The organism is Sorangium sp. So ce296 (assembly GCF_051529605.1).
In the GTDB taxonomy this organism is placed as follows: domain Bacteria; phylum Myxococcota_A; class Polyangia; order Polyangiales; family Polyangiaceae; genus Sorangium; species Sorangium cellulosum_D.
In genome coordinates, this window is sequence record NZ_CP150325.1 from 7,871,198 (window position 1) to 7,892,459 (window position 21,262).

At 70.0% G+C, this 21,262-nt stretch carries 14 protein-coding genes; 6 read left to right on the forward strand and 8 right to left on the reverse strand.

All coding sequences use genetic code 11. The annotated features are described in order from the left end of the window. Positions 1–230: 230 nt before the first annotated feature. The 3 genes from WME98_RS29125 to WME98_RS29135 all read left to right on the forward strand — a co-directional run bounded on the left by WME98_RS29125 (position 231) and on the right by WME98_RS29135 (position 2,728). The gene (locus tag WME98_RS29125) at positions 231–587 is read left to right on the forward strand and encodes an ArsR/SmtB family transcription factor (RefSeq protein ID WP_061626394.1); all 357 of its coding nucleotides are present in this window, start codon (positions 231–233) and stop codon (positions 585–587) included. Continuing rightward, complete coding sequence (locus WME98_RS29130; RefSeq protein WP_437945000.1) at positions 574–1,098, forward strand: SRPBCC family protein; 525 nt, start codon at positions 574–576, stop codon at positions 1,096–1,098. The genes WME98_RS29125 and WME98_RS29130 overlap by 14 nt, the downstream gene beginning before the upstream one ends. A 310-nt stretch (positions 1,099–1,408) precedes the next feature. Then, positions 1,409–2,728, forward strand: coding sequence for a pyridoxal phosphate-dependent decarboxylase family protein (locus WME98_RS29135; RefSeq protein WP_437945001.1), 1,320 nt, complete (start codon positions 1,409–1,411; stop codon positions 2,726–2,728). 20 nt (positions 2,729–2,748) lie between these two features. On the opposite strand, the gene WME98_RS29140 is transcribed toward WME98_RS29135, so the two are convergent. From WME98_RS29140 to WME98_RS29150, 3 genes are all read right to left on the reverse strand, one after another. Continuing rightward, on the reverse strand, positions 2,749–3,924 hold the full coding sequence (locus WME98_RS29140; RefSeq protein WP_437945002.1) for a trans-sulfuration enzyme family protein: 1,176 nt from the start codon (positions 3,922–3,924) through the stop codon (positions 2,749–2,751). 64 nt (positions 3,925–3,988) lie between these two features. Further along, the gene (locus WME98_RS29145) at positions 3,989–5,047 is read right to left on the reverse strand and encodes an inosamine-phosphate amidinotransferase 1 (protein WP_437945003.1); all 1,059 of its coding nucleotides are present in this window, start codon (positions 5,045–5,047) and stop codon (positions 3,989–3,991) included. Between the two features lie 114 nt (positions 5,048–5,161). Further along, positions 5,162–6,166, reverse strand: a complete 1,005-nt coding sequence (locus tag WME98_RS29150; RefSeq protein ID WP_437945004.1) for a fatty acid desaturase family protein — start codon at positions 6,164–6,166, stop codon at positions 5,162–5,164. 806 nt (positions 6,167–6,972) lie between these two features. On the opposite strand from WME98_RS29150, the gene WME98_RS29155 reads away from it, so the two are divergent. After that, a complete protein-coding gene (locus WME98_RS29155) occupies positions 6,973–7,584 on the forward strand; it encodes a hypothetical protein (protein ID WP_437945005.1) in 612 nt (203 codons plus the stop codon). Positions 7,585–7,657: 73 nt separating this feature from the next. Here WME98_RS29155 and WME98_RS29160 read toward each other — a convergent pair whose 3' ends face one another. Beyond that, complete coding sequence (locus WME98_RS29160; RefSeq protein ID WP_437945006.1) at positions 7,658–8,590, reverse strand: AraC family transcriptional regulator; 933 nt, start codon at positions 8,588–8,590, stop codon at positions 7,658–7,660. A 145-nt stretch (positions 8,591–8,735) separates the two neighbouring features. On the opposite strand from WME98_RS29160, the gene WME98_RS29165 reads away from it, so the two are divergent. Continuing rightward, on the forward strand, positions 8,736–9,623 hold the full coding sequence (locus tag WME98_RS29165; RefSeq protein ID WP_437945007.1) for an NmrA family NAD(P)-binding protein: 888 nt from the start codon (positions 8,736–8,738) through the stop codon (positions 9,621–9,623). 221 nt (positions 9,624–9,844) lie between these two features. Here the strand turns inward: WME98_RS29165 and WME98_RS29170 are convergent, their stop codons facing one another. Both WME98_RS29170 and WME98_RS29175 read right to left on the reverse strand, forming a co-directional pair. Continuing rightward, positions 9,845–11,488, reverse strand: coding sequence for an alpha/beta hydrolase family protein (locus WME98_RS29170; protein ID WP_437945008.1), 1,644 nt, complete (start codon positions 11,486–11,488; stop codon positions 9,845–9,847). 327 nt (positions 11,489–11,815) lie between these two features. After that, positions 11,816–12,391 (reverse strand): YceI family protein, encoded by a 576-nt coding sequence (locus WME98_RS29175; protein ID WP_437945009.1) that lies wholly within the window; start codon positions 12,389–12,391, stop codon positions 11,816–11,818. Positions 12,392–12,537: 146 nt separating this feature from the next. On the opposite strand from WME98_RS29175, the gene WME98_RS29180 reads away from it, so the two are divergent. Further along, a complete protein-coding gene (locus WME98_RS29180) occupies positions 12,538–13,437 on the forward strand; it encodes a LysR family transcriptional regulator (RefSeq protein WP_437945010.1) in 900 nt (299 codons plus the stop codon). A 229-nt stretch (positions 13,438–13,666) separates the two neighbouring features. On the opposite strand, the gene WME98_RS29185 is transcribed toward WME98_RS29180, so the two are convergent. Continuing rightward, the gene (locus WME98_RS29185) at positions 13,667–20,122 is read right to left on the reverse strand and encodes an RHS repeat-associated core domain-containing protein (RefSeq protein WP_437945011.1); all 6,456 of its coding nucleotides are present in this window, start codon (positions 20,120–20,122) and stop codon (positions 13,667–13,669) included. A gap of 18 nt (positions 20,123–20,140) precedes the next feature. After that, positions 20,141–21,259, reverse strand: a complete 1,119-nt coding sequence (locus WME98_RS29190; RefSeq protein WP_437945012.1) for a hypothetical protein — start codon at positions 21,257–21,259, stop codon at positions 20,141–20,143. Positions 21,260–21,262: the final 3 nt, after the last annotated feature.

Consider the following 21,262-nt stretch of genomic DNA (forward strand, 5'->3'; position numbering starts at 1 on the left):
GGCTCTGTGGCGTCGGACGCAGGGGGGATCAGGTAGTCCAACCGCCTGCTGGCCCCGTACCCCCGCGGTGGGGGCCGCGTTGGCCCGGCGGGGCGGGGTGGCGGCGCCGAGCCGCATTCCGCTGTCACTGCAAATGGTCGCAAATTTCTGAAGCAAAGTCGGCTCGCGACGGAGCACGCGCTCGATCTCCTCTTGCACGACGCCGACGCGCGCGTTAGATGCTGAACCACATGGTTCAGTTTTCGAGTGCCCGCCTCGACGCTTCCTTCGCCGCGCTTTCCGACGCGACCCGGCGCGGCGTTCTGGAGCAGCTCGGACGAGCCGACGCTTCGATCACGGACCTCGCCGAGAAGTTTCACATGACCCTCACGGGCATGAAGAAGCACGTCGGCGTGCTCGAGCGGGCCGGGCTCGTCACCACCGAGAAGGTCGGCCGCGTGCGTACCTGCAAGCTCGGCCCGCGGGGGCTCGACGAAGAGACGGCGTGGATCGAGAGGTACCGCCAGATCTGGGCCGCGCGCTTCGACGAGCTGGACAAGGTCATCGAGGAGCTGAAACGAAAGGAGAACGTCGATGGACGCAAGTAAAGAGAGTGAGCCCAAATTGACGAGTAATCGCACGACGGTGGAACCGAAGTCCGATCGCGAGATCGTCGTCACACGGACCTTCGACGCCCCGGCGCGCATCGTGTTCCAGGCGTGGACCACGCCGGAGCTGTTCAGGCGGTGGTGGATACCGAAGTCGATGCCCGTGCCTCTACTTTCCTACGAAGCGGATATTCGCGCCGGCGGCAGCTACCGCCTGGTCTTTGGTCACGATGCCGCGCAGCCGATGGCGTTCTTCGGCACGTACCTCGAAGTGACACCGCATTCGCGCATCGTGTGGACGAACGACGAAGCGGGCGACGATGGCGCCGTCACGACCGTGACCCTCGAGGAGAGAGGCGGCAAGACGCTGCAGGTGCTGCACGAGCTCTATCGATCGAAGCAAGCGCGCGACGCCGCCCTGGCCTCGGGCGCGTACAGCGGGATGGGCGAGACGTTCGAGCAGCTCGATGAGCTTCTCGTCACGCTCGGTGCGACGGCGCGATCGTCCTGAAGCCATCGCGCCGGAGGGGCGCCGGGGAGCGCGACACCCTGCGAGCGCATTCGTCCTGAGATGCTTAGGGATAAATCCTGCGCGGCGCTTGCGTCTCGATTTGCAGCGCTCTAGCCTCTCGTGGCACCGCAAAGATCACCTTCGGAGCGGGAACGAGGCGCCCGTTCGAGGATGATCTCGTACGGCATCCATCTCCCGATGGATAAGAACCATGGAATTCTCCAGCGCCGCTGGGGTTCACCTGCTTTCTATCGCAATGACGAAGACCTTGCATGGCTCGACGGACGAATCGGAGCACTTGGCGCGTCAAGTGATCGACCTCGTATTGCGCCGCAATCGGGACGCCTGGCCGCTCGGCGGCCCGGTGGCGCCGGAGGTGCTGGCGCAGCGGGCCGGGGAGACGATCACGAGAGCGGGCCTCGGGGGAAAGGAGGCGCTGCGGCGCTGGGTCGACGAGCTGGCGCCGGCGACGGTCGCGGCCGATCACCCCCGGTACTTCGCGTTCATCCCCCATGCACCGACGGAGGCGTCGGTGCTCTTCGACCTTGTCGTGAGCGGAGCCGGGCTCTGCGCGGCCAGCTGGCTCGAAGCTGCGGGCGCCGTCTACGCCGAGAACGAGGCCTTGCGCTGGATCGCCGACCTCGCCGGCTTCCCCGCGGCAGCCGGGGGCACCTTCGTGCCCGGCGGGACGCTGGGCACCCTCTCGGCGCTCCATGCGGCGCGACATGCAGCGCTCGTGCGGCGCCAGGGGGCACGGCCGGCCCGCTGGAAGCTGGCGGCGTCGACCGACGGCCACTCGTCGATCAAGCAGGCGGCGCGCATCATGGACGTCGATCTGATCGAGGTCCCCGTCGATGGCCGCCACCGCATGACGAGCACGACCCTCCGGGGAGCGCTCGAGGCGCAGGGGGACGATGGGCTCTTCGCGGTGGTCGCGTCGGCGGGAGGAACGAACCTGGGCCTGATCGATGATCTCTCCGGTGTCGCGCAGGTCTGCCGCGAACGGGGCGCATGGCTGCACGTCGACGGAGCCTACGGCCTCGCGGCGCTGACCGCGCCGAGCAAGCGAGCGGCCTTCGCCGGGATCGAGATGGCCGACAGCTTCACCGTCAATCCACACAAATGGCTCTTCGCGCCCTACGACTGCTGCGCGCTCATCTACCGCGACCCGGCCCAGGCGAGGGCGGCGCACAACCAATCGGCGGCCTATCTGGATCCCATCAACGACGGCGCCGATTGGAATCCCGCGGACTACGCGTTGCAGCTGAGCCGACGCGCTCGCGGGCTGCCGTTCTGGTTCTCGCTCGCCGTTCACGGGACGGACGCGTACTCCGAGGCGATCGAGACGACGCTGGCGCTGACGCAGCAGGCGGCGGAGGCGATCCGCGCGAGGCCGTTCTTGGAGCTGCTCATCGAACCCGAGCTGAGCGTCCTCGTGTTCCGCCGCCGCGGCTGGTCCGCGGCGGACTACGATGCCTGGTCGGCCCACCTGATCGCCTCGGGCGCGGGGTTCGTCGTCCCCACGACGTTCCAGGGCGAACCGGCCGTGCGGATCGTCATCATCGACCCGCGGAAGACGCATGCCGACATCGAGAGGGTGCTCGACGCGATGAAGGACGCTCCTCGCTGACCGGGCCTGACGGCCGCGCCTCAGCTCAGCTTCGCGAGGGCTTGCGCGAGATCCGCGATCAGATCGTCCGCGTCTTCCAGCCCGACCGACAGGCGGAAGAGATCGTCGGCCGGCCTGCTCCCTTCCGAGGCCTCCCCACCGGCGTCCTGGACCATCGAGTGCGACATCGATTGGGCGTGCTCGATGACGCTATAGATCCCTCCCAGGCTCACCGAGAGCCCGATGAGCTGGGGCGCCTCCAGGAGCCGCGCGATGTTGCTCGCAGGACCCGCCACGGAGAAGGAGATGACGCCCCCGCCGCCGCCGAGGAGCTCGCGCGCCCGGTCGTGCTGCGGATGCGACCGCAGGCGCGGATACCGAACCGACGTGACCCGGGGATGCATCTCCAGGAACTCGGCGATGCGGGCGGCGCTCGCGTTTTGTTGCGCCACGCGCACATGAATCGTCTTGAGACCCTCGGAGACGAGCCAGGCCGCGTGCGGATCCATACAAGAGCCATACAGCGTCTGCTTGCGCCAGATCTTCTCGGCGAGCGCGTCCGAGCACATCGCGGCGCCGCCGTGGACGGCGAAGTGGCCGCTCAAGTACTTCGTCAGGCTATGAACCACGACATCGGCTCCCAGGGTCGAGGTCTCCAGGACCCCGGGAGGGGTGAACGTCGCGTCGCAGATGCTCGTCGCCCCGTACCGAGAGGCCAGCCGGCAAATCTGCTTGCAGTCCGGCAAGATGAGCTCTGGATTGCTCAGCGTCTCGAAGTACACCGATCGGCAGCCGCGTCGGAGCAGCTCCTCGAGCTGCTCCGACTCCTCGGGCACGAAGAAGCGAACCTCGTAGCCGAAGCGCCGCATCTCTTCGGCGCAGAACCTGAGGCTGTCGCCGTAAATACGGGTCGACACCGCGAGCGTGTCGCCAGGGTCGTTGAGGGCGAGCAGCGCGGTCGTGATCGCCGACATGCCCGAAGGGAAGCCGATCGCGGTCTCCGTCTCGGCGAGCGACGCCAGCTGCTTCTCCAGGAAGCTGACCGTCGGGTTGCCCCAGCGCGTGTAGTAAGAGCTCGGTCGCGTCGCATGCTCCGCGCCGACAGCGGCATCGTAGCTCGGCATGCGGAAGAGCGTGGTCTGATAGATCGGCTGAACTACCGGCACATTCTCCGCGGCGACCGGCTTCGTAAGGAGGAGCCTAGAGCTGCTTTTCACCAGAACCTCGTAGGAGCCCGCGGCGATCGCCGCTCGGCGCTCCCTGGTCGATAGATGAGGTGCTTCATTCGCAATACGATTCCAGCTTCCCTCGACGTCGGACGTCCAGCGTGACGCAGTGGAACCCCCCGCCGAGGGTGCGGCCGTGGCGCAGCCGCAGCGGGACCACCTCCACGCGGTGCCGTTCGAGCAGGCGGATCAGGCGCGTCTGATCTGCGTCCACGACGGCCAGGTGCGGGCTGAGCATCAGCAGGTTGATCCCCAGCCAGATCGACGCGCTCGGCGCGAGATCCGAGTAGCGCACGACCTCCATCTCGGGAGCTTCGATGACCTCCCACCCCCTGAGCGGAGCCGGGAGGTTGTCCTTGTTGACGCGCTCTGGATTGATCAGCACGAGGCCAGGACGTATGGGGGCCAGGGTGGTGTCGATATGCGAGCCGCAATAGAGATCGCGGCACGGATGGACGCGGTACTCCGGCCCGAGCGCGCTCTGCAGCCACCGTGCGCCCAGCTCGTTGCCGGTGGATGACACGAGGTAGATGATGTCGCGCCCGAGGCGGAGCACGTTGGCAGCGTCGAAGGCGGGCTCTATCTCTCGCAGGGTCGGCTGAGCGGGGTTGCTGGTCTCGTAGAGCTCATCCCTCAGCGACGGCTTCGGCGCCGAGAGCCAGCGAGAGCCGTGCCTCAAGTAGCCGACGATGATGTCACGGTAGGCCATGGACTCGAAGTACCGCGATCGGAACGGGTTCGGTGACTCGATGACCGTGTCGCCGATCGCGAGCAGGACGTCTCGCGGGCAGTACGGAAAGTAGTATTCGGATTCCCAGAACGGCGTTCGGACGAGGCCAGGGAAGTCGATCGGCTTCGGCCTCTGGACGACGATGCCCAGCCTGTCCAGGATCTCGACGAAGCGCTCGAGATCCTCTTCGGTCTCCTCGATCACCCTGGCCGGGAACCTTCGGTCCTGGGTCGACTCGAGGATGTGCCGCGTGCTGGGCTCGATCGCGTTCATCCCGTGGTCGAAATAGGGCAGCTGTGCGAACTTCGCGCTGCCGACGATCACCTCTTCCAGCGGATCCCACTCGTTGTGCACTTCAACGCTGATTCTTGTGTGCGTAAGCATGTTCCTGCTCTCGATCCTGTAAAGGTTTGTCATCGTTGTTGAGCGCTCGCCGGCCGCGCTGCCTGCGCGTCCTCGCGTCGCCGGCTCGAGCCGAGCGCCCGGTCGCCCGCCTGGTCAGGCGCTCGCGACGGATCTCTCCATCTCCGGCCCGGGCAGCGACGCGAAGACCGTGGAGAGCGCGGCCAGGCCCTTCGGACGCTTCAGCTCGGCGTACGCAGGATCCCTCCTCAAGATGGTGTGCGCTTCCTTCAAGCGCCAGAGGGGGACTCTGGGGAAGAGGTGATGGACCAGATGGTATCCTTCGCCCTCCTCCTCTCCGAGCAGGAGCCGCTCGGCTGGTCCGTAATCTCGGTTCCACGTCATGCGTATGTCGACGCGCGACGCGGTCTCGATCAGCGGATAATGCTCCAGCAGCTCTGCGACGGCCCCTATCCAGACCTGCGTGGTGACGAGCGGGACTATCCAGTACGCCGCGAGCGCGCCGAGCCACCCCGTGGCCGCGGCGGCGGCGACGATCGTCAGGAGGCCGACGAGCCTGACGTAGCGCTCCCAGCTCGCTTCTTCCTTGTGCAAGATCCTGTGTCGAATCAGGTACGCAACGTACGACAACGTCGAGCGTGGGCCAGCCAGGCTCATCAGATAGTCGCGCAGCTTTGCTCGCTGGAGGTTTGGCCCGCACAGCCCGACGCGCTGGTACTGGAGGTAGTCGGGATCTCGCTGGGGGTCGCCGAAACGACCGTGATGGTTGACCACGTGGGAAAGGCGGTATCCAGTGTAGCTCTGAAGCACAGGATGTCCCGCGAGCGCCGCTCCGATGATGGAGCCTATCTTGGTGTTCGACATGAGCGTGCCGTGGCAGGCCTGATGGAGCACGCCCGCCAACGCGCGCTGCCGCCCGCCTATGAAGAAGATCGCGACGAGGTACGATGCGGCGCCCGCCGCCAGAGGGAGATGCCGCCACGACCAGCATGAAAACCAGACCCAAAATGAGATGAACAGCCAGTGCCTGACGATCTCCAGGGGGCCATGCCAGTTGTCCGCCGTGTAGCAGGCCCTGACGTCTTTGAGGATGTCTTTCGAGAACTTGTGTCTCTTGATCGAGCTCGCCGTTGTTCCCAAGGCTGCATTCTCCTGGCTTCACTCGCTGAACTGAGTTTTCAGCTCGGGGCGCCGGACAGGATCCCTGAGCTCGGCCTCCCCATCGCGCGCTCGCTTGCTGCGTGGCGGGCTCACGTAGGATTTGCAATGCATGTGCCAGGCCGTGCCGTCTGGGGAAGGCGCATCTCGTCGCCTGCGTGACGCCCGCAGCTGGGTCGGACATGCGGATAGGGACGGGGCGTATCTTCGCTGGAGAGACCGCTCGCGCCTCGCAGCGCGCGGCGAACATCGTCGCTCAGCGCGCACGCCGAGGCGTTCGAGGGAGGGAGGGCGGCCTCACCTCGTGCCGCGCCGTAATGCCGCCGATCGAGCAACGGCCCGATCTCGACGCGGCGGCGAGGGGAGGGCACGTGTAACATGAGACGTGGCACAGGTCACGTGCCACGCGCCGCGTGCCACGTCGCATGTTACACGTGCCCGGCGAGGAGCCCTGGCTGCGCGCTATCGCCGAGCAGGCGTGGCTGCGCGCTCATCCATTTCCGCGCTCGCGCCCGGGGAGGGCGACTGCCCCGCAGCTGATCGCGACCCGTCCCGGAGTCGTGGTCGAATTCGAACATGAAGGCGGGAAGGCGGGAAGAATTACCTTGATGATCTTCCCGCCTTCATGTGGACTCGCTCTGGGCAAAGTTGTCCACTACCCGTCCCGGAGGCGAGCGATCCCGGTCCGGCCGCTCTGGTAGGTCGCCACGGACCCGCGGGCACAGCTCTTGCTGTGGACCGGTCCGACCGACTTGCTGTTTGGCTTTTCTCGTCGCACGAGGGGCAACATGACACAGTACATCATCCGGCTCGCAGTCCAGTCCGACAAGCCGGCCATTCGTTGCTTGCAGGAACAGTTCATGGCGGAGATCGAGGACCCTCTGGAGCTCGTCGAGTCCGACTTCGACCGCAGCGACTTCATCCTCGTCGAGGCGGTGGATGGGAGCTCGAGGCGCGCCGTCGGGATGATGAGCATCATGCGCGCCTCCGGCGCCCCCTTCGTCTTTGAGAGGGTAATCCGTGACGTGTGGCAGCGTATCGACGTGGGTGCCCTGACAGGGCGGACCGACCTCCGGCGCGAGGATCTCGTCGAGGTCGACTGGCTCTACCTGGAGAAGCCCCACCGGGCCAAGCAGCTCACCCGGCTCCTGATGGCCGCGTGCGTCCTCCATGCCCACCGCCGGGGCTATCCGGTCATCGCCGTCATCACGAATGCAGCCTCCAAGGTCGTGTTGCTGAGCGGCCTCTTTCACGGAAGTGGACTGGCGATCGAGATTGGCGGCGTCCCCTACGAGCTCGGCACGGTCTCGCCTGCTCAGAGCGCCGCCTTCATGGCGGATTTCGTCCAGTCCGCGTGCGCGGCGGATCCTCGCCTCGCGTGGCACCTCGACGGCAGCTGAGGCGCGGGCGCACCCGGCGCGGCCGCCAGGCGGGCGCGTTGAACGCCCCTGGCCGCACGCCTGGCGGGCAGAGCTAGCGGCTCTCCCGGGCGCGCGCCTTGCGCCGGTAGGCGCCCGGGGTCTCGCCCATGTGGCGCTTGAAGGCCTTCAGGAACGCGCCGTCGGTGTCGTAGCCCACCGCGGTCGCCACCGCCGCGGTGCTCGCGGCCTCGTCGGCGAGCATGTCGGCGGCGCGGTGCATGCGCCAGCGCGTCAGGTACTCGAGGGGCGCGAGGCCGAGCACCCCTTTGAAGCGGGCGGCGAAGGCCGAGCGCGACACGCCCGCGGCGCGCGCGAGCGCCTCGACGGTCCACGGGTCGGCGGGCCGCTCGTGCATCCGCTGCAAGGCGACGCCGAGCGTCGGATCCCAGAGGGCCCGCAGCCACCCCGCCTCCTCGCACGTGACGCCCGCGACGTGGGTGCGCAGCGCCTGCACGAACAGCACGTCGGCCAGGCGGCCCGCGACAAGCTCGTGGCCGGGCAGCTCCGCGTCCATCTCGGCGGCGACGAACTGCAGCGTGGACTCCAGCCATCGCGTCGCGACGCCGCCGTCGCCCTTCACGTGCATGACCTCGGGGAGGCTCGCGACGAGCGGGTTCAGGCGCGCGTCGGTGAAGTGGAGGCCGCCGGCGACGATCGTCGTCGGCGCCCCCTCGCCGCCGTAGTGCACGATGCCGCCGCAGCGGCCCCCGCGCTGGGCGTACACCTCCTCGGCCGAGACGGCGCGCGAGCCGGGGCGATCGCGGAGCGCGTGCGCGAGCCGGGCGCGCAGGAAGACGACATCGCCGGGCGCCAGCGTCAGCCGGCGCCCGCCCACGTCGAGCACGCACCCGCCCCGCGAGAGCGCGTAAAAGGTCGTCACGTCGTGCCCGTCGACCCGCATGCCCCAGGGCGCCTTCATCTCGAGCCGCCCGTAGATCTGGCTCCGCAGCTGCACGCTGCGCAGCGTCTCCGTCAGGATGTCCATGCGTCCTCTCTGCTGGACGATCGAACCATTTTTATGGACGCTACAACGCTGCCCGTCCGTTATCGAGCCCTTATCGTGACGTGCGCGGGCGGCCGGCGCCGGGGCGCCGCGGGCCCACGACCCACCTGCGAAGGGAGAGCTCGTCATGACAACGAACAAGGAGAGGCTCGTCCTCGTCACGGGCGCCACGGGACAGCAGGGCGGCGGCGCCGCGCGAGCGCTGCTCTCGCGCGGCGTTCGCGTCCGGGCGCTCGTCAGGGACCCGAGCGGCGAGCCCGCCGCGGCGCTGCGCCGGCTCGGGGCCGACGTCGTGGGCGGCGACCTCGGCGATCGCGCCTCGCTCGAGGCCGCGGCCCGCGGGGCCGATGCCGTCTTCAGCGTGCAGCCGAGCGAGGGGCAGCCTCAGTATGGCGTCACCTCGGACGACGAGCTGCGCTTCGGCAAGAACGTCGCCGACGCCGCGCGCGCGGCGGGGGTCCGGCACCTCGTCTACACCTCGATGGCCGGCCTCGTGCCGGGGACGGGCGTCGGCCATTTCGAGAGCAAGTGGCAGATCGAGGCGTACGTCCGCTCGCTCGACGTGCCGTTCACCCTCCTGCGTCCCGGCGCGTTCTTCGAGCTGCTCACTCAGCCGCAGTTCTACGCGACGCCGGGCGCGTTCACGTTCCTCTACCCGCCGGGGCATCGTATCCCCTTCATCGCGGCCGACGACATCGGCGCGATCGCGGCCGCGGTCTTCGCGGCGCCGGACGCCTTCGCGGGCCAGACGCTCGAGCTCGCGGGCGACGTGCTCACGGGCGAGGAGGTGGCGGCCGCGCTCGGGCGCGCGACGGGGCGGCCGCTCGCGTATGCGACCGTTCCGGCCGAGGCGCTGCGCCAGAATCCCTTGATTGAGCGCGTCGTCGAGGTCGCGATCAAGCTCCGCGTCGACGTCGACATCCCCGCGCTCCGGGCGATCCACCCGGGGCTGAAGACGCTCGCGGCCTGGATCGACGCAGGGGGCGCCGCGCGCATTCCCGTCGCGTCGCTCTGAAGGCCGCCCGCGGCGGCGCTCGCCGCGCGGCGAGCCCACCGACGTCCTAGCGCGCTCGCCCAGCCGAGGGCCGCCGTACCCCTCTACGAGCAGTGGTCAAATTTGAACATGAAGGCGGGAAGGCGGGAAGAAAACCTTGATGATCTTCCCGCCTTCCCGCCTTCATGTGGACTCTCTCTGGGCAAAGTTGACCACGACCGGCGGTTTGCCCGTGCACGCCCTCACTCCTCCACGCGAAGCCGATCGATCTCCTCCTGGGTGAAGCCGAACTTCGCCGCAGCGCCGGTGTCGGCGACGATCTTCTTCGCGAGCAGCTCCGTGAGCGGGGCGAGGATGGAGAAATGATCGGCCTGCATCGCGGTGAAGGCCTGGAACGGGACGCCCGCCTGAGCGGCTCGGTCGGCCATCCACTGCGCGAGCCCTACATGGCTGGAGCCGCTCCCCTCGAAGTAGAACGTTGGACGCCGGATCGACCGGACGAACGGCGCGGCCGAGCGGAGGAGGACCTCGGCGGCGTCCGTCGGATCGAACGGCACCCCGCCGTACGGATCGTAGCTCGCTGGATCGCGGAAGAGCGGGCTCCCGCCGATCGAGAACGCCGCGCGAAAGCCGTCGCTCCTCTCGGCGGCCAGCAGCACGAGGGTACCCCCGGAGCTATGGCCGGCGAGGTAGATGCGATCCGGGTCCACATACGGGCGCTTGGCCACGTGATCTCGCAGCGCGAGGAGGTCGTCGACCTCGCCGTAGTACAGCTCGTAGTCGCCGGGGTTGTCGTTCTCGGCGCGCCAGGAGCCGACGGCGAGCACGATACCCGCCTCCCGGAACGCGCGCGCCGACTGGTCATTGCTCCGGGGAGCGGCCTCCCAGAACCAGCGGTCGATGCCGCCGAACCCGCCGTGCGCCCAGACGACGGCCGGGTGTTTGCGCGAGTCCTTCGGGTCCGGGGTGATGTACGCCGTCAGGCGCCCGACCGGCCCCTTGACGTGCACCTTCTCGAACGTCCCTCGCGGAGGCATGGGCGCGGGCAGCCCATCGAACCCCTTCTCCGGCCTGCCCTTCCGGACCTTGGTGCGAAAGGCCGCCCGCGCCTCGGCCAGCGTCCGGGGATCTTCCTTGACCTCGGGGTGCCACCAGCGTGTCGGCCCGCGGTCGGCACCAGGATCGGTGACGCGAAAGGACCGGAGCAGCGTCGTCCGTCCCTCTGCGCCCTTGTCCCAGGAGGAGGCGGGCGCGGTGTACTCGACCCAGTAGAATACCTGCGCCCGTTCGGTGAACAGCAGCGTCGAGCGCCTGCCGCCGGCGTCCGTATCGGTCTCCAGCGCGAGGACAGGGCGCCCGTCGATCGGCGGCTCGTCCGTTTTCCTCGTCCGCCCGGCGCCGTTCGCGCGGTCGAGCTTCACGATGTCGCTCAGCACCCACTGCGCGAGCTCGACAAGCGTCATCGGCCCCGAGCTGCGCTTGGGCAGACAGGAGACCGAGAGTGTCACTCCGTCGGGGCCGAGCAAGCGCAGGTGCTCTTGCTGGCGCTCCGTCGCTTCGGTCCGAAATGCATCCGGAGCGTCGATCGCCGCCCCGCACCCCGGGACGGCGCGCGAGACAGGCCCCTGTCTCGGCGCTGCGGCATGGCTCGCGTCCGGCGTCCGGTCGCAACCGGCCAGCAGGATTGCGGCGGCGATCCAGGAGCGGAGGCGCGGGGAGCGCGCGGCGGGGGCGTTCGCGCGGGCGCTCTCGGCGCGCTTCGGGCGCTCGTCCCGCGTGAGGTCCGGAGGGGTGCTCTTCTGTGCGTTCTCCCCGGCGCGCGGCGTCGGCTCCCCGCCGACCGCATCGGGCGCCGCTCCGCGGTGGTGCATGCGTCGCTTCTCCATGGGTCATTCCAGCGTGAGCGCGCCCCGCTGGAGCGCGGGGACGGCGCCTCGCTGGCCGTCGCCATGGTACACGACTCTTCGGGAGCCTCCCGGGAGAATTGAAATTCAGACCGGAGGCTGCCGGGAGCCTCCGGGGAGAATTGAAATTCAGACCGGAGGCTGCCGGGAGCCTCCGGGGAGAATTGAAATTCAGACCGGAGGCTGCCGGCAGCCTCCCGGGAGAATTGAAATTCAGACCGGAGGCTGCCGGGAACCCCCTGGCAGAATTGAAATTCAGACGGGAGGCTGCCGAGGACCGCGCGGGGCCGGGCGACGGCCCCCCGGCGCTCACGCCTGCTTGATCAGCTGGATATCGAGCGTGATCGAGACCTCATCCCCCACGAGGACGCCGCCGGTCTCGAGGACCGCGTTGAAGCTCATCCCGAAATCGCTGCGGCGGATCTTCGTCGTGGCGGCCGCGCCCAGCCGGCGGTTGCCGTACGGATCGTCGTGCTCGCCCGAGAGCTCGCTCACCGCGAGCGTCACCTCGCGCGAGACGCCGCGGATCGTCAGGTCGCCGACGATGTCGAGCCCCTCGCCGCGGCGGCGGACGCTCCTGGAGACGAAGGTGATCGTCGGGTGCGCCTCGACGTCGAAGAAGTCGGCGCTCCGGAGGTGCTCGTCGCGCTTGTCCTCGCGCGTGTGGATCGACGCCGCGTCGATCGTGGCCGAGACCCTCGACGCCTCGGGGCGCCGCGGGTCGTAGGTGACCTCGCCGGCGACGCCCGCGAACCCGCCGCGCACGTTCGAGATCATCATGTGGCGTACGGAGAACGAGACGCTCGAGTGGCTCGCGTCGATCGTCCACCGGGCGGCCTGGGAGGAAATCGCGCTCGGGGTGCTGGTGATGGTCGTGTTGTCCATGGCTCGTCGTCCTTCGTGAAGAGGGGCCCGCCGCGCCCGGCTCATCCGGGGCGCGCGCGCCGTGCGTCACAGGAGCCACCATGCGCCGTTGCTCGAGGATGCACTAGACAGGCGTCCGAGAACGGGTTGTTCTCCTGGGACGAACAATGGACCTCAACCGCATCGCCGTCTTCGTGCGCGTCGTCGATGAGCAGGGCTTCACCGCGGCGGCCAGGGTCCTCGGGCTGCCGAAGTCGTCGATCAGCCGCTCGGTCGCGCTGCTCGAGGAGGCGCTCGGGGCGCGCCTCCTGCACCGCTCGACGCGCAGCGTGCGGCTCACGGAGGCCGGCGCGGCGTTCTACGAGCGGGCGTCGCGCGGCGTCGCGAGCCTCGAGGAGGCCGCCGCGATGGTGGCCGATCTCCAGTCGGTGGTGCGCGGTCCGATCCGCATCACCGCGCCCGTCGACGTCGGCGTCGCCATGCTCGAGCCGGCGGTCGCCCGGTTCGTGCGGCGCCACCCGGCGGTCCGCGTCGACGTCGTCCTCACGGGGCGCGTCGTGGATCTCGTGGAGGAGGGCTTCGACCTGGCGCTGCGGGCCGGGCCGCTGCGCGACGGCTCGATCATCGCGCGGAAGATCGGGCAGGTGGAGGACGCGCTGTACGCCTCGCCGCGCTACCTCGAGCGCGCCGGGGTGCCCGGCAGCCTCGCCGACCTGGCGGCGCACCGGTGCGTCCTCTTCCGCGCGACGCGGAACCACGCCGCGTGGAGGCTCACGGGGCCCGCGGGGGAGGAGACGGTGGAGGTCGAGGGACCGCTCGCCGTCGACGAGCTCAGCTTCGCGCGCCGCGCGGTGCTGGCGGGCGTCGGCGTCGGCCTCCTCCCGATGATCCTCTGCGCCCGCGAGGTCGCGCGGGGCCGCCTCGTGCGCGTGCTGCCGTCGCACATGGCCTCGGACGCCCCCTTGCACCTCGTGTACCCGTCCGCGCGATACCTGCCTCATCGCGTCGCGGTGTTCCGCGACTTCCTCGTCGAATCGCTCACGCGGCGATTCCAGCGCTCGCCGTGACCGCCGCTTCTATCGCGACGCGAGCGACTGCTCCGGCAGCGAGGGCGCCCGGAGACCGGCTGCGTCGAAGCGGACCCGGAGGGGCGCTATCTGCGAGTGAACCACCAGACTCTCCCACGGGCGCATCGACGCGCGACCCCTTTCGCGCCGATGCGCCCGCTGAGAAATTCAAGCAAGAGAGGTCACGAGATGCGCTGCGCGCCGCGGCCCTCCCGCCGATGCGTCGCTGCTAATTCGACGAAGAATCATAGAAGAGGGCACTGTCCGTATTGATTCCATGAAACTCGAGGAGCTCTTGCACGGCCGACAGGCTGTCCTGGACCAGCGTCAAGCCATCCGTACGGTTGAAGGCATAGCTGGAGTTGAGGTCCACCAGCCAGAGCGGGGAGGGATGATCGTACCAACGGATCTCGCCACCCGCGCGCGCTTCTCCACGCACGAGCCCCCGGTTGCCAGGCGTCAGATCGCCGTGCTTGACGCTGTGCTCTCGACCGTCATTCCGCAGGAACCCTCGCTGCCGTTCGGGCGCCACGTGGAAGTGCCCAGCTGGGCTGACGACCCACAGGTACGTCCTGGTGGCGTCCAGCTGATGGAAGCCCGTGAACCTCGTCGCCGTCGGGTGTCCGGGATCCGTGGTGTACATCTCCGGCGGGTTCCTGTAGGGGATCTCGCTTGCACGATTCGTGTGCACCCCGCTCGCAGGGCCGATCGCGTCGAGGATCTGCCGGTGCAGCGCCTGCCGCTGTTGCTGCTGATGCTGCTGCTGCCGCTGCTGCCGCGCTGTGGACCGATGCCGGCTAGCCCACTGCCCCAGGAAGCCCGACTCGTCTACGAAGTTGACGGGGTCGTGGATCGCATAAGCGTAGGGGTGGCACTCGAGCGGGCTCCTCGCGCAGAGCTCGGGGTCGCCGAGCGCATAGGGATCCGGCGTCGCGAAGCTCGCGATGGCTGGCACGTAGTCGCGCGCCCCCATGTGGACGAGCCCGGTCTCCGGATCGCGCAGCTGGCCGGTGAAGGCGAGGACGAGCTCGGTGCTGCCGAGGCCCGGAGGGGCGGCCTGGATGTCGCGCGCGAGCGCTCCGAACGGCGTCGTGTCGGCCGTGAGGACCGTCTCGCCGCGCTCGTCGACCACGCGCTGGACGACCCCGAGCTGGTCGTCGAGGAGCGAGAGGACGCGCGCCTCGTCGACGAGCACCACTGCGCGGTGGCCCCCGACGCGGACGAGGCTCTGGCGCTCTACGCCGTCGTCACGCGTCGCCCGCGTGGGATACACCACGAGCGACCCGGGGACCTCGATGTCCCCCTCGCGGCGGAGCTGCCGCCTGGAGAGCCGCTCGCCGGCAGAATCGTAGCCGTACTCCAGGACGCCGCCGTCGACCTCGACCCGCCGGAGCCTGCCCCAGGGGTCGTACTCGGCGTTGCGGAGGCGCCCAAACGCGGTGAGCCGGCCAAAGCTGTCGAGCTGACCATGGCCCGCTTCGGGCAACGGCAACGCGTCGCGCCCATCCTCGACGACGAACGGCTGTGCCTCCGCCCCCTCGCCGAGCGACGCGACCAGGCCAGCGGGCGTATACGCATAGGTGTGCGCCACGCCCGCCTCCGAGGCGCCGAGCAGCTCGCCGCGCGCGCTGTACGTGTACGACGAGACGCCGGAGCCCGCCGCGCCCGGAGCGCTCTCGCGCGCCGCGACGACACGGCCATCGGCGCGGCGATCATAGGCCACGTCCTGCAGCGGCCCGAGCGCGCAGGGGTCCGCCCCTTCGCCCACGCACGCCTTGAGGTGCGTGAGCAGCCCTGAGCTCGAATCATAGCCGAGCGTCCGGTGCAGGCGGGTGGACGGGACGCGGTAGCTCGCGAGCTGGCCGCGCGGATCATAGGTGATGTCCGTCATGAGCGGCGCCGCCGCGCGATCGCCGGCCGACCAGGCGACGGAGGACGGCTCGCCCGAGGGCGTCCGCGTGAACGACAGCGTGTTGCCGAACGGATCGCGGTACGAGGCGACCGTCCCATCGAGGTCGTACGTCCACTGCTCCTCGTAGTCGCGGCGCGCGTCGCCGGCATCGACGGACTTCGTCCGGGCCGTCGTCCGCCCATCGCGATCGTACGCGAAGGACTCCTGGACGCGCTGCCCGCTGATCCGATCGAAGGTCGTCGCCTCGACGAGCTTCCCGATGAGCTCGGGGCGCGGCGCTTCGCCTTCTCGACCATCGTAGAGGAAGGAGCGCTCGTCCCAGCCCTCCGGGCGCGACGAGGATGACGCGAACATGTCCGCCGGACGGTCGAGCGCGTCGTAGGTCATCTCGACGCTCTCCCACGCCGCGAACGCCCGATCCCACGTGCGCATCTCCGTCGCCCGCCCGCGCGTGTCGCGGACCCACAGGCGCGTGAGACCGGAAGAGAGCGACGTCATCACGAGCTTGCCCGCCGAGTCGTAGGCCATGCGGCGCGGGGCTCCGGACCCCGCGAGCGTGACGGCACGCAGGCTGCCGCGCTCGTCGCGCTCGTAGCGCTGCACCTGGCCGAGCTCGTCGACGATCGCGTAGACCTCGTCGCCGCGTGCCACCATGAGGCGCGTCTCGACGCGCGCATCGCTCCCGCCGCGGTTCTCCTCGACGCGCTGGCCCCAGGGCTGGTGTGCGATGCGCGTCACGAGCCCCGCGGCGTCGGTGCGGACCACGACGCGCCCGAGCCCGTCGTAGGCCGTGCTCGTGCCGCGCGCCGCGCCCTCGGGCGAGGGGAATCGACCGGCATCGAAGGCTGTATCGATACCCACCGCGGTCGAGTACGGGAGCGCCTCGAAGATCGGGTCGCCGCGGCGCCCATGCCGGGTGAACGCGACGACGCGCGCGCCCCCTGCCTCCTCGTGCTCCACCGCTTGACCGACGGGGAGCCCATCCGCCCGGAAGGCGGCGAGGCGCTCGACGGGCTCGCTCCCCGCGTCCGCCGCCGTGCGCCGATCGGCGATGTGAACCAGCGCGGGGGTCTGCGCGCCAGCGTCGCGGTAGGCGTAGCGGCCCTCCGCGCCGCTCGAGTGCACCCGATGAACGGGGCGATGGCGCGCGTCGTACTCGGTGAGCTCCACGTCGCCCTGCGGCGTCCGGACATGCGTGGGCAACAGGCTCCGCGCCGGGACGAGCCCCTCGGCCGGCGGGGCGAGCGACGCCAGCGCGCAGCCCGCCGTGCCGTAGCAGTACTGCGCGGCGTGCCCGAGGGCGTTCTGCCTCCCGACCAGCAAGACGCCGGTCGCGTCATAGATGTTCCTGATCAGGAGCCCGTGCTCGTCCGAGGTCTCCACCACGTTGCCGAAGGCGTCGTACCGCGACGCATGCACCTGGGTGCGCGACGAGAGGAGCGGCGCGCTCACCGCCGCGGGCAATGAGGCGAGCGCCTCGGCGTCGATGAGGAGAGGCTGGGTCACGCGCACCGGCAGCGGCACGTCGGGCCCGTATTCATACAATGTCCTCTGCAGCACGCGCCCCGATGGCCCCGCGAGCAGCGACTGCTCCCGCACCGCCGTGAGCACGCCGCGCGCCTCCCAGCCCGCGTCGTACGTGAATGTGCTCACGTAGCGGCGCGCCGGCAGCTCCGTCCCGTTCGGCCCGGCGACCGCGGGCAGCGACTGTTCCCGGCGGACGAGCCGGTTGTAGGTCGTGTCGTACGTGTTGGTCTGCGTTACGGTCGCCCCCTCCGCGCACGACCCCGCTCCGCTGCACTGCACGTCGCGCGTGCCGGTCTGTCGCAAGAACGCCGGCGTCTTCGGGTCGGGCGCCGAGGGCAAAAGGGCCCACGCCTCCTCGTGCACGCTGTGCAGCGACTCCACCTCGTAGGGCTCCTCGCTCCAGGTCTCCGCCGTCTGCGACGCCGCCTCGACGCCGCTCGGCCACGCGCCCGCGCTCGCCGCGATCCGCGCCGCCTGCGCGCTCGAGAGCCGCGGCTCGAAGAACTCCTCGGTGCGCAGCTTGCCGCCGAAGAAGCGCCTCACCGGCGCAGCCGCCGACGCCACCTGGTAGACGCGCCGGCGAACGACGCTCGCCGCGCTGTCGTCTCCAACATCCAGCTCCTCGCACTGCCCGAAGCCCGCGAAGTCGCGCTCCCGCTCGTTGAAGTACGGCGCGTGGTACTGGAGCTCCCGCACCCGCGGCGCCTCGGCGCCCACCGCGGTCAGGTGCCGCTTCACCACCGTCACCGGATACGGCAGCGCCCGCACCCGCGCGTCGTCGCGGCCGAAGCGGCGCGCGTCGCGGATCGACTCGTCCGTGCTCGTCGCGTACTGCACCGCGTGCTTCAGGCCCGGGCCCTCCTCCACCTCCGACAGGAGGTCAGGGCCGATCAGGTTCTTCACCCCGTCTCGGTTGAAGTCGATGACCTTGATCCGGCCACCGCCCAGGTTCGACTCGTAGACGAGGATCTCCTCCACACCGTCGGCGTCGATGTCGAGGACCCGGGTGTTCCACTTGTTGTCCGGATCGACCGACACCCCTTCGTCCAGCGGCAACCGCCGCTCGGCGGCGAAGCCCTTCTGCCCTCGTCCGAGCCAGACGCCGAGCTCGTTGGCGGCCGCCGTCACGTTGACCAGGTCCATGTCCCCGTCTCCGTTGACGTCGATCAGCCACATGGCGTTGATGTTCTGGCTCGCCGCGAGATCAGGCACCGACACGAACCGGCCCTGCCCGCACACCGGGTCGCTCGCGCTCGCGTCCCCGAACAGCAGCCCTCCCGTCAGCTTCGCCACCGAGGACGAGCCAGCCGGGTATGCCACCACCTTGCCCTGGTTCTCGTAGATGCAAATGCCCTTCTCGCCGGCGCCGCTCGACCGGATGACCGCGAAGTCGGTCAGCCCGTCGCCGTTCGCGTCCAGGAAGCGATAGGCCGGGTTGTCGAGCTCCGTCCCCGCGCCCTGCCGGAACGGGAAGGTCAGCCCCACGAGCGGCTTGAACGACAGCGCGCTGGCGCCCGGCTCTGTGACGTTGATGAACGCCGTCCACGTGCTGTCCGTCGACCCGGCCACCGTGGTGAGCAGGTCCGCCTTGCCGTCGGCGTTGAGGTCGATCGCCTGGGTCCGGCCGCGCGCGAACCGCGGCAGCTCGACATCGACCACCGTCGAGCTCGGCGCCGCGGAGAACGGTCGCGTCCGCTCCCCGCGGCCCGCATAGTGCGCGAGCTCCGTTCGCGTCCCCGACGCCGTTGCCTGCACGAGGTCCGTTCGACCGTCAGCGTCGAAGTCGCCCGAGAGAAACACGCTCGTCGCCTGCGCCGCCGCGTCGAACCGGGGAACGTCGGTCCGCGACACGCCGCCGACGGTCCGCTCCACCGTCAGCGGCGCGCCGCTGGTCGCGAACAGGCTCGCCTCGGCGAGATCACCGCCGTTGTACGACGGCACGCTGGTTCCCTCGCGCGCCGAATACCGCACGATGTCCGCGAGGCCATCGGAGTTGATGTCCATCAGCTCCGAGCCGCCGCTCGGCCCGAAGCCGAACACGTCCGGCACGTCCATGTCATAGACCAGCTCGTGGCCGGCGAGGTCGTCCGCTCCCCACGCCGTGTACCGGAACCGGATCAGCGGCTCTGCCGGCGTCGACCGGTCGAACGGCGCCTGGCTGCGCCCGAACCGATAGACCCCCAAGAGCTTGCTCTCGCTGCTGAGCGAGGCCGCCACGCGCTGCCGGTCCGACGCGAAGTCTTCGCTCGCCAGCGCCTGGCAATCCGGGTGCGTCACGATCTCCGGGCCGCTCTCGCCGTGCACCGCGTGCACGAAGCACCAGGTGTACATCGGCTCGCCGTCGAAGCTCGCCACGAGCTTCGTGTACAGCTGCCCCGGCCCCTGCGGGTAGCCCATCAGGTGGCTCACCCGCCCTTCGCGCCGCGGCACCGACTCCAGCGTGTAGACCGAGCGCCCGCCGGCGAACCGCACGCTCTTGAGGTACGACCGGTCGCCCGCCTTCGTGTACTCGTACGACACCGCATCGCCTGTCGGCGAGATGGCGTGCACGAGCGGCCACCGCGTCGGGGAGAACGTCGACGCGCCCGCCACCCCCTCGGCGACGGTCGGCTCCTCGCTGTAGATCTCCCGCCGGCCGTCCGGATACACGACCTCGAACCCGGTGAACGCCACATTCCGTAGCGCGCCCGATGCGTCGCGCATCGCCACGGTCCCGCCTTGCGGATACCGGTAGAGCCGAACGGTCGTCTCCGAGGCGTCGAGCCGGTACTCGATCCTCGTCTTGCCGCTCACCGTGTCCGTCTTCACCCAGACGAGGCGCTCGGCGCCCAGCGACAGGCGCGCCGTCACGTCCTGCGAGCTGCTCAGGCGAGCGCGGTAGGGCACGCCCCAGTCGGTCGTCATCTGGATCGACGGCACGCTCAGGCTGAACCCCACGCCGAACCCCGCCGAGACGTCCGCGGGCACCGACCCGTACGACAGCAGGATCTCCGCGGCGGACGACGCGCGCGACGGCAAGGCGGGGAACGCAAGACCCGCCGACAGCTCACCGCGCTCCGGCGAGACCGCGACATTGAGCGCCGGCCGCGGCGCCAGCGCCGAGACATCGCCGGGCGACGCGCCCGCCGACGACGCCGCAGGCGAAACCCCCTTCTCGGAGCTCGTTACGTCGTCCCCGGGCGCGCTGCCCCCGCACGCGGTCAGCACGAAGGCTAGACCGCTGGACCATAAGAATTTTCGTTTCACTGTTCGATCTCCGCCCATCTAAGAATCCGTATGGATTGCCGTGATGTTCTCGACGAGCGCGCGCGCGGCCCCCTCCGCGCCGATGCGCCCGTCGGCAAACTCGATCCAGACCGGAGCGAGGGCCGCGTCCGCGGCCCGCACGCTCGCCGGATCCGCCGAGACGGCTGGCGCGCGCAGCGCGCGCTCCTGCTCCAGCCGATCGGGCGCCGGCGCCTCCGCGGCGCCATCGGCCGCGGCCGGCGGCTCCGCGAGCGGCAGCTTCCCGAGCGCCGCGAAGACGCGCTTCTGCCCCTCGCCGCGGAGGTAGGCGACAACGCCGTCCGCGGCGCTCGCCTCGCGATCCTTCAGCGCCGGCGCGCGCTCCACGCCGTACGTGCGCCCCACGCTCCTGAGCGGCGGCCCCCCGCGCGAGAGCGACGGCAGCGGCGCCAGCCCGAGGCGCTCGCCGAGCGCGCGCCGGAGCTCGGGGATCCGCCATTCGCCGAGCACCGCGAACGGGACCTGCCCCTCCGCGAGCAGGCGAGCCGCGCAGTCCGACGTGCACGCGTGAGGCGAGAGGCCGTACGTGAAGCGCAGATCGCCGAGGAGCGCGAAGGCCTCCTTCGCGGCCGCCTTCGCCTCGTGCTGCGGCGCAGCAGGCCAGAAGACGTCCGAGAAGAGCGGGAGGAGGGGATGGGTCTCCTCGGGGAGCGCGAGGCCGTACGCCACATCGCCCTTCGCCTTCAGCGCGAGCGCCTGCGTCACGAGATCCGGAAAGCTCGCCGGCGGCTCGGCGACGCGGCTGCGGTCATACGCGAGCACCGCGTAGTCCGCGGCGAAGAGCGGCGCGACCTTGTCCGCCTCCGCCGGCTCGAAGGGGCGCAGGACGAGGTGCGCGCCTCGGGCCCCCGAGAGGCCCTCCTCGGCCGCGCGGGGCCTGTAGGTCACGCGCACGCGCACGCCCGGCTGCGCCTCCAGGTAAGGCTTCAAGAGCTCCTCGACGCGCGCCCCGAAGTCGGCGCTCACCGACTGCGCGAGCTCGAGATCGACCCCACGGTCGCGCTCGCCGCGGCGCAGCACGAGGTACGCGAGCGAGAGCGCAAGCGACACGACCCCCACCGCCGCGGCCGCGGCGACGATTCTCTTTCTTTTTGTCATGGT

Coding starts and splice junctions, on each gene's coding strand:
- WME98_RS29125 (WP_061626394.1), top strand. CDS start 231: ATGGTTCAGTTTTCGAGTGCCCGCCTCGACGCTTCCTTCGCCGCGCTT.
- WME98_RS29130 (WP_437945000.1), top strand. CDS start 574: ATGGACGCAAGTAAAGAGAGTGAGCCCAAATTGACGAGTAATCGCACG.
- WME98_RS29145 (WP_437945003.1), bottom strand. CDS start 5,047: ATGCTTACGCACACAAGAATCAGCGTTGAAGTGCACAACGAGTGGGAT.
- WME98_RS29155 (WP_437945005.1), top strand. CDS start 6,973: ATGACACAGTACATCATCCGGCTCGCAGTCCAGTCCGACAAGCCGGCC.
- WME98_RS29160 (WP_437945006.1), bottom strand. CDS start 8,590: ATGGACATCCTGACGGAGACGCTGCGCAGCGTGCAGCTGCGGAGCCAG.
- WME98_RS29165 (WP_437945007.1), top strand. CDS start 8,736: ATGACAACGAACAAGGAGAGGCTCGTCCTCGTCACGGGCGCCACGGGA.
- WME98_RS29170 (WP_437945008.1), bottom strand. CDS start 11,488: ATGGAGAAGCGACGCATGCACCACCGCGGAGCGGCGCCCGATGCGGTC.
- WME98_RS29175 (WP_437945009.1), bottom strand. CDS start 12,391: ATGGACAACACGACCATCACCAGCACCCCGAGCGCGATTTCCTCCCAG.
- WME98_RS29180 (WP_437945010.1), top strand. CDS start 12,538: ATGGACCTCAACCGCATCGCCGTCTTCGTGCGCGTCGTCGATGAGCAG.
- WME98_RS29190 (WP_437945012.1), bottom strand. CDS start 21,259: ATGACAAAAAGAAAGAGAATCGTCGCCGCGGCCGCGGCGGTGGGGGTC.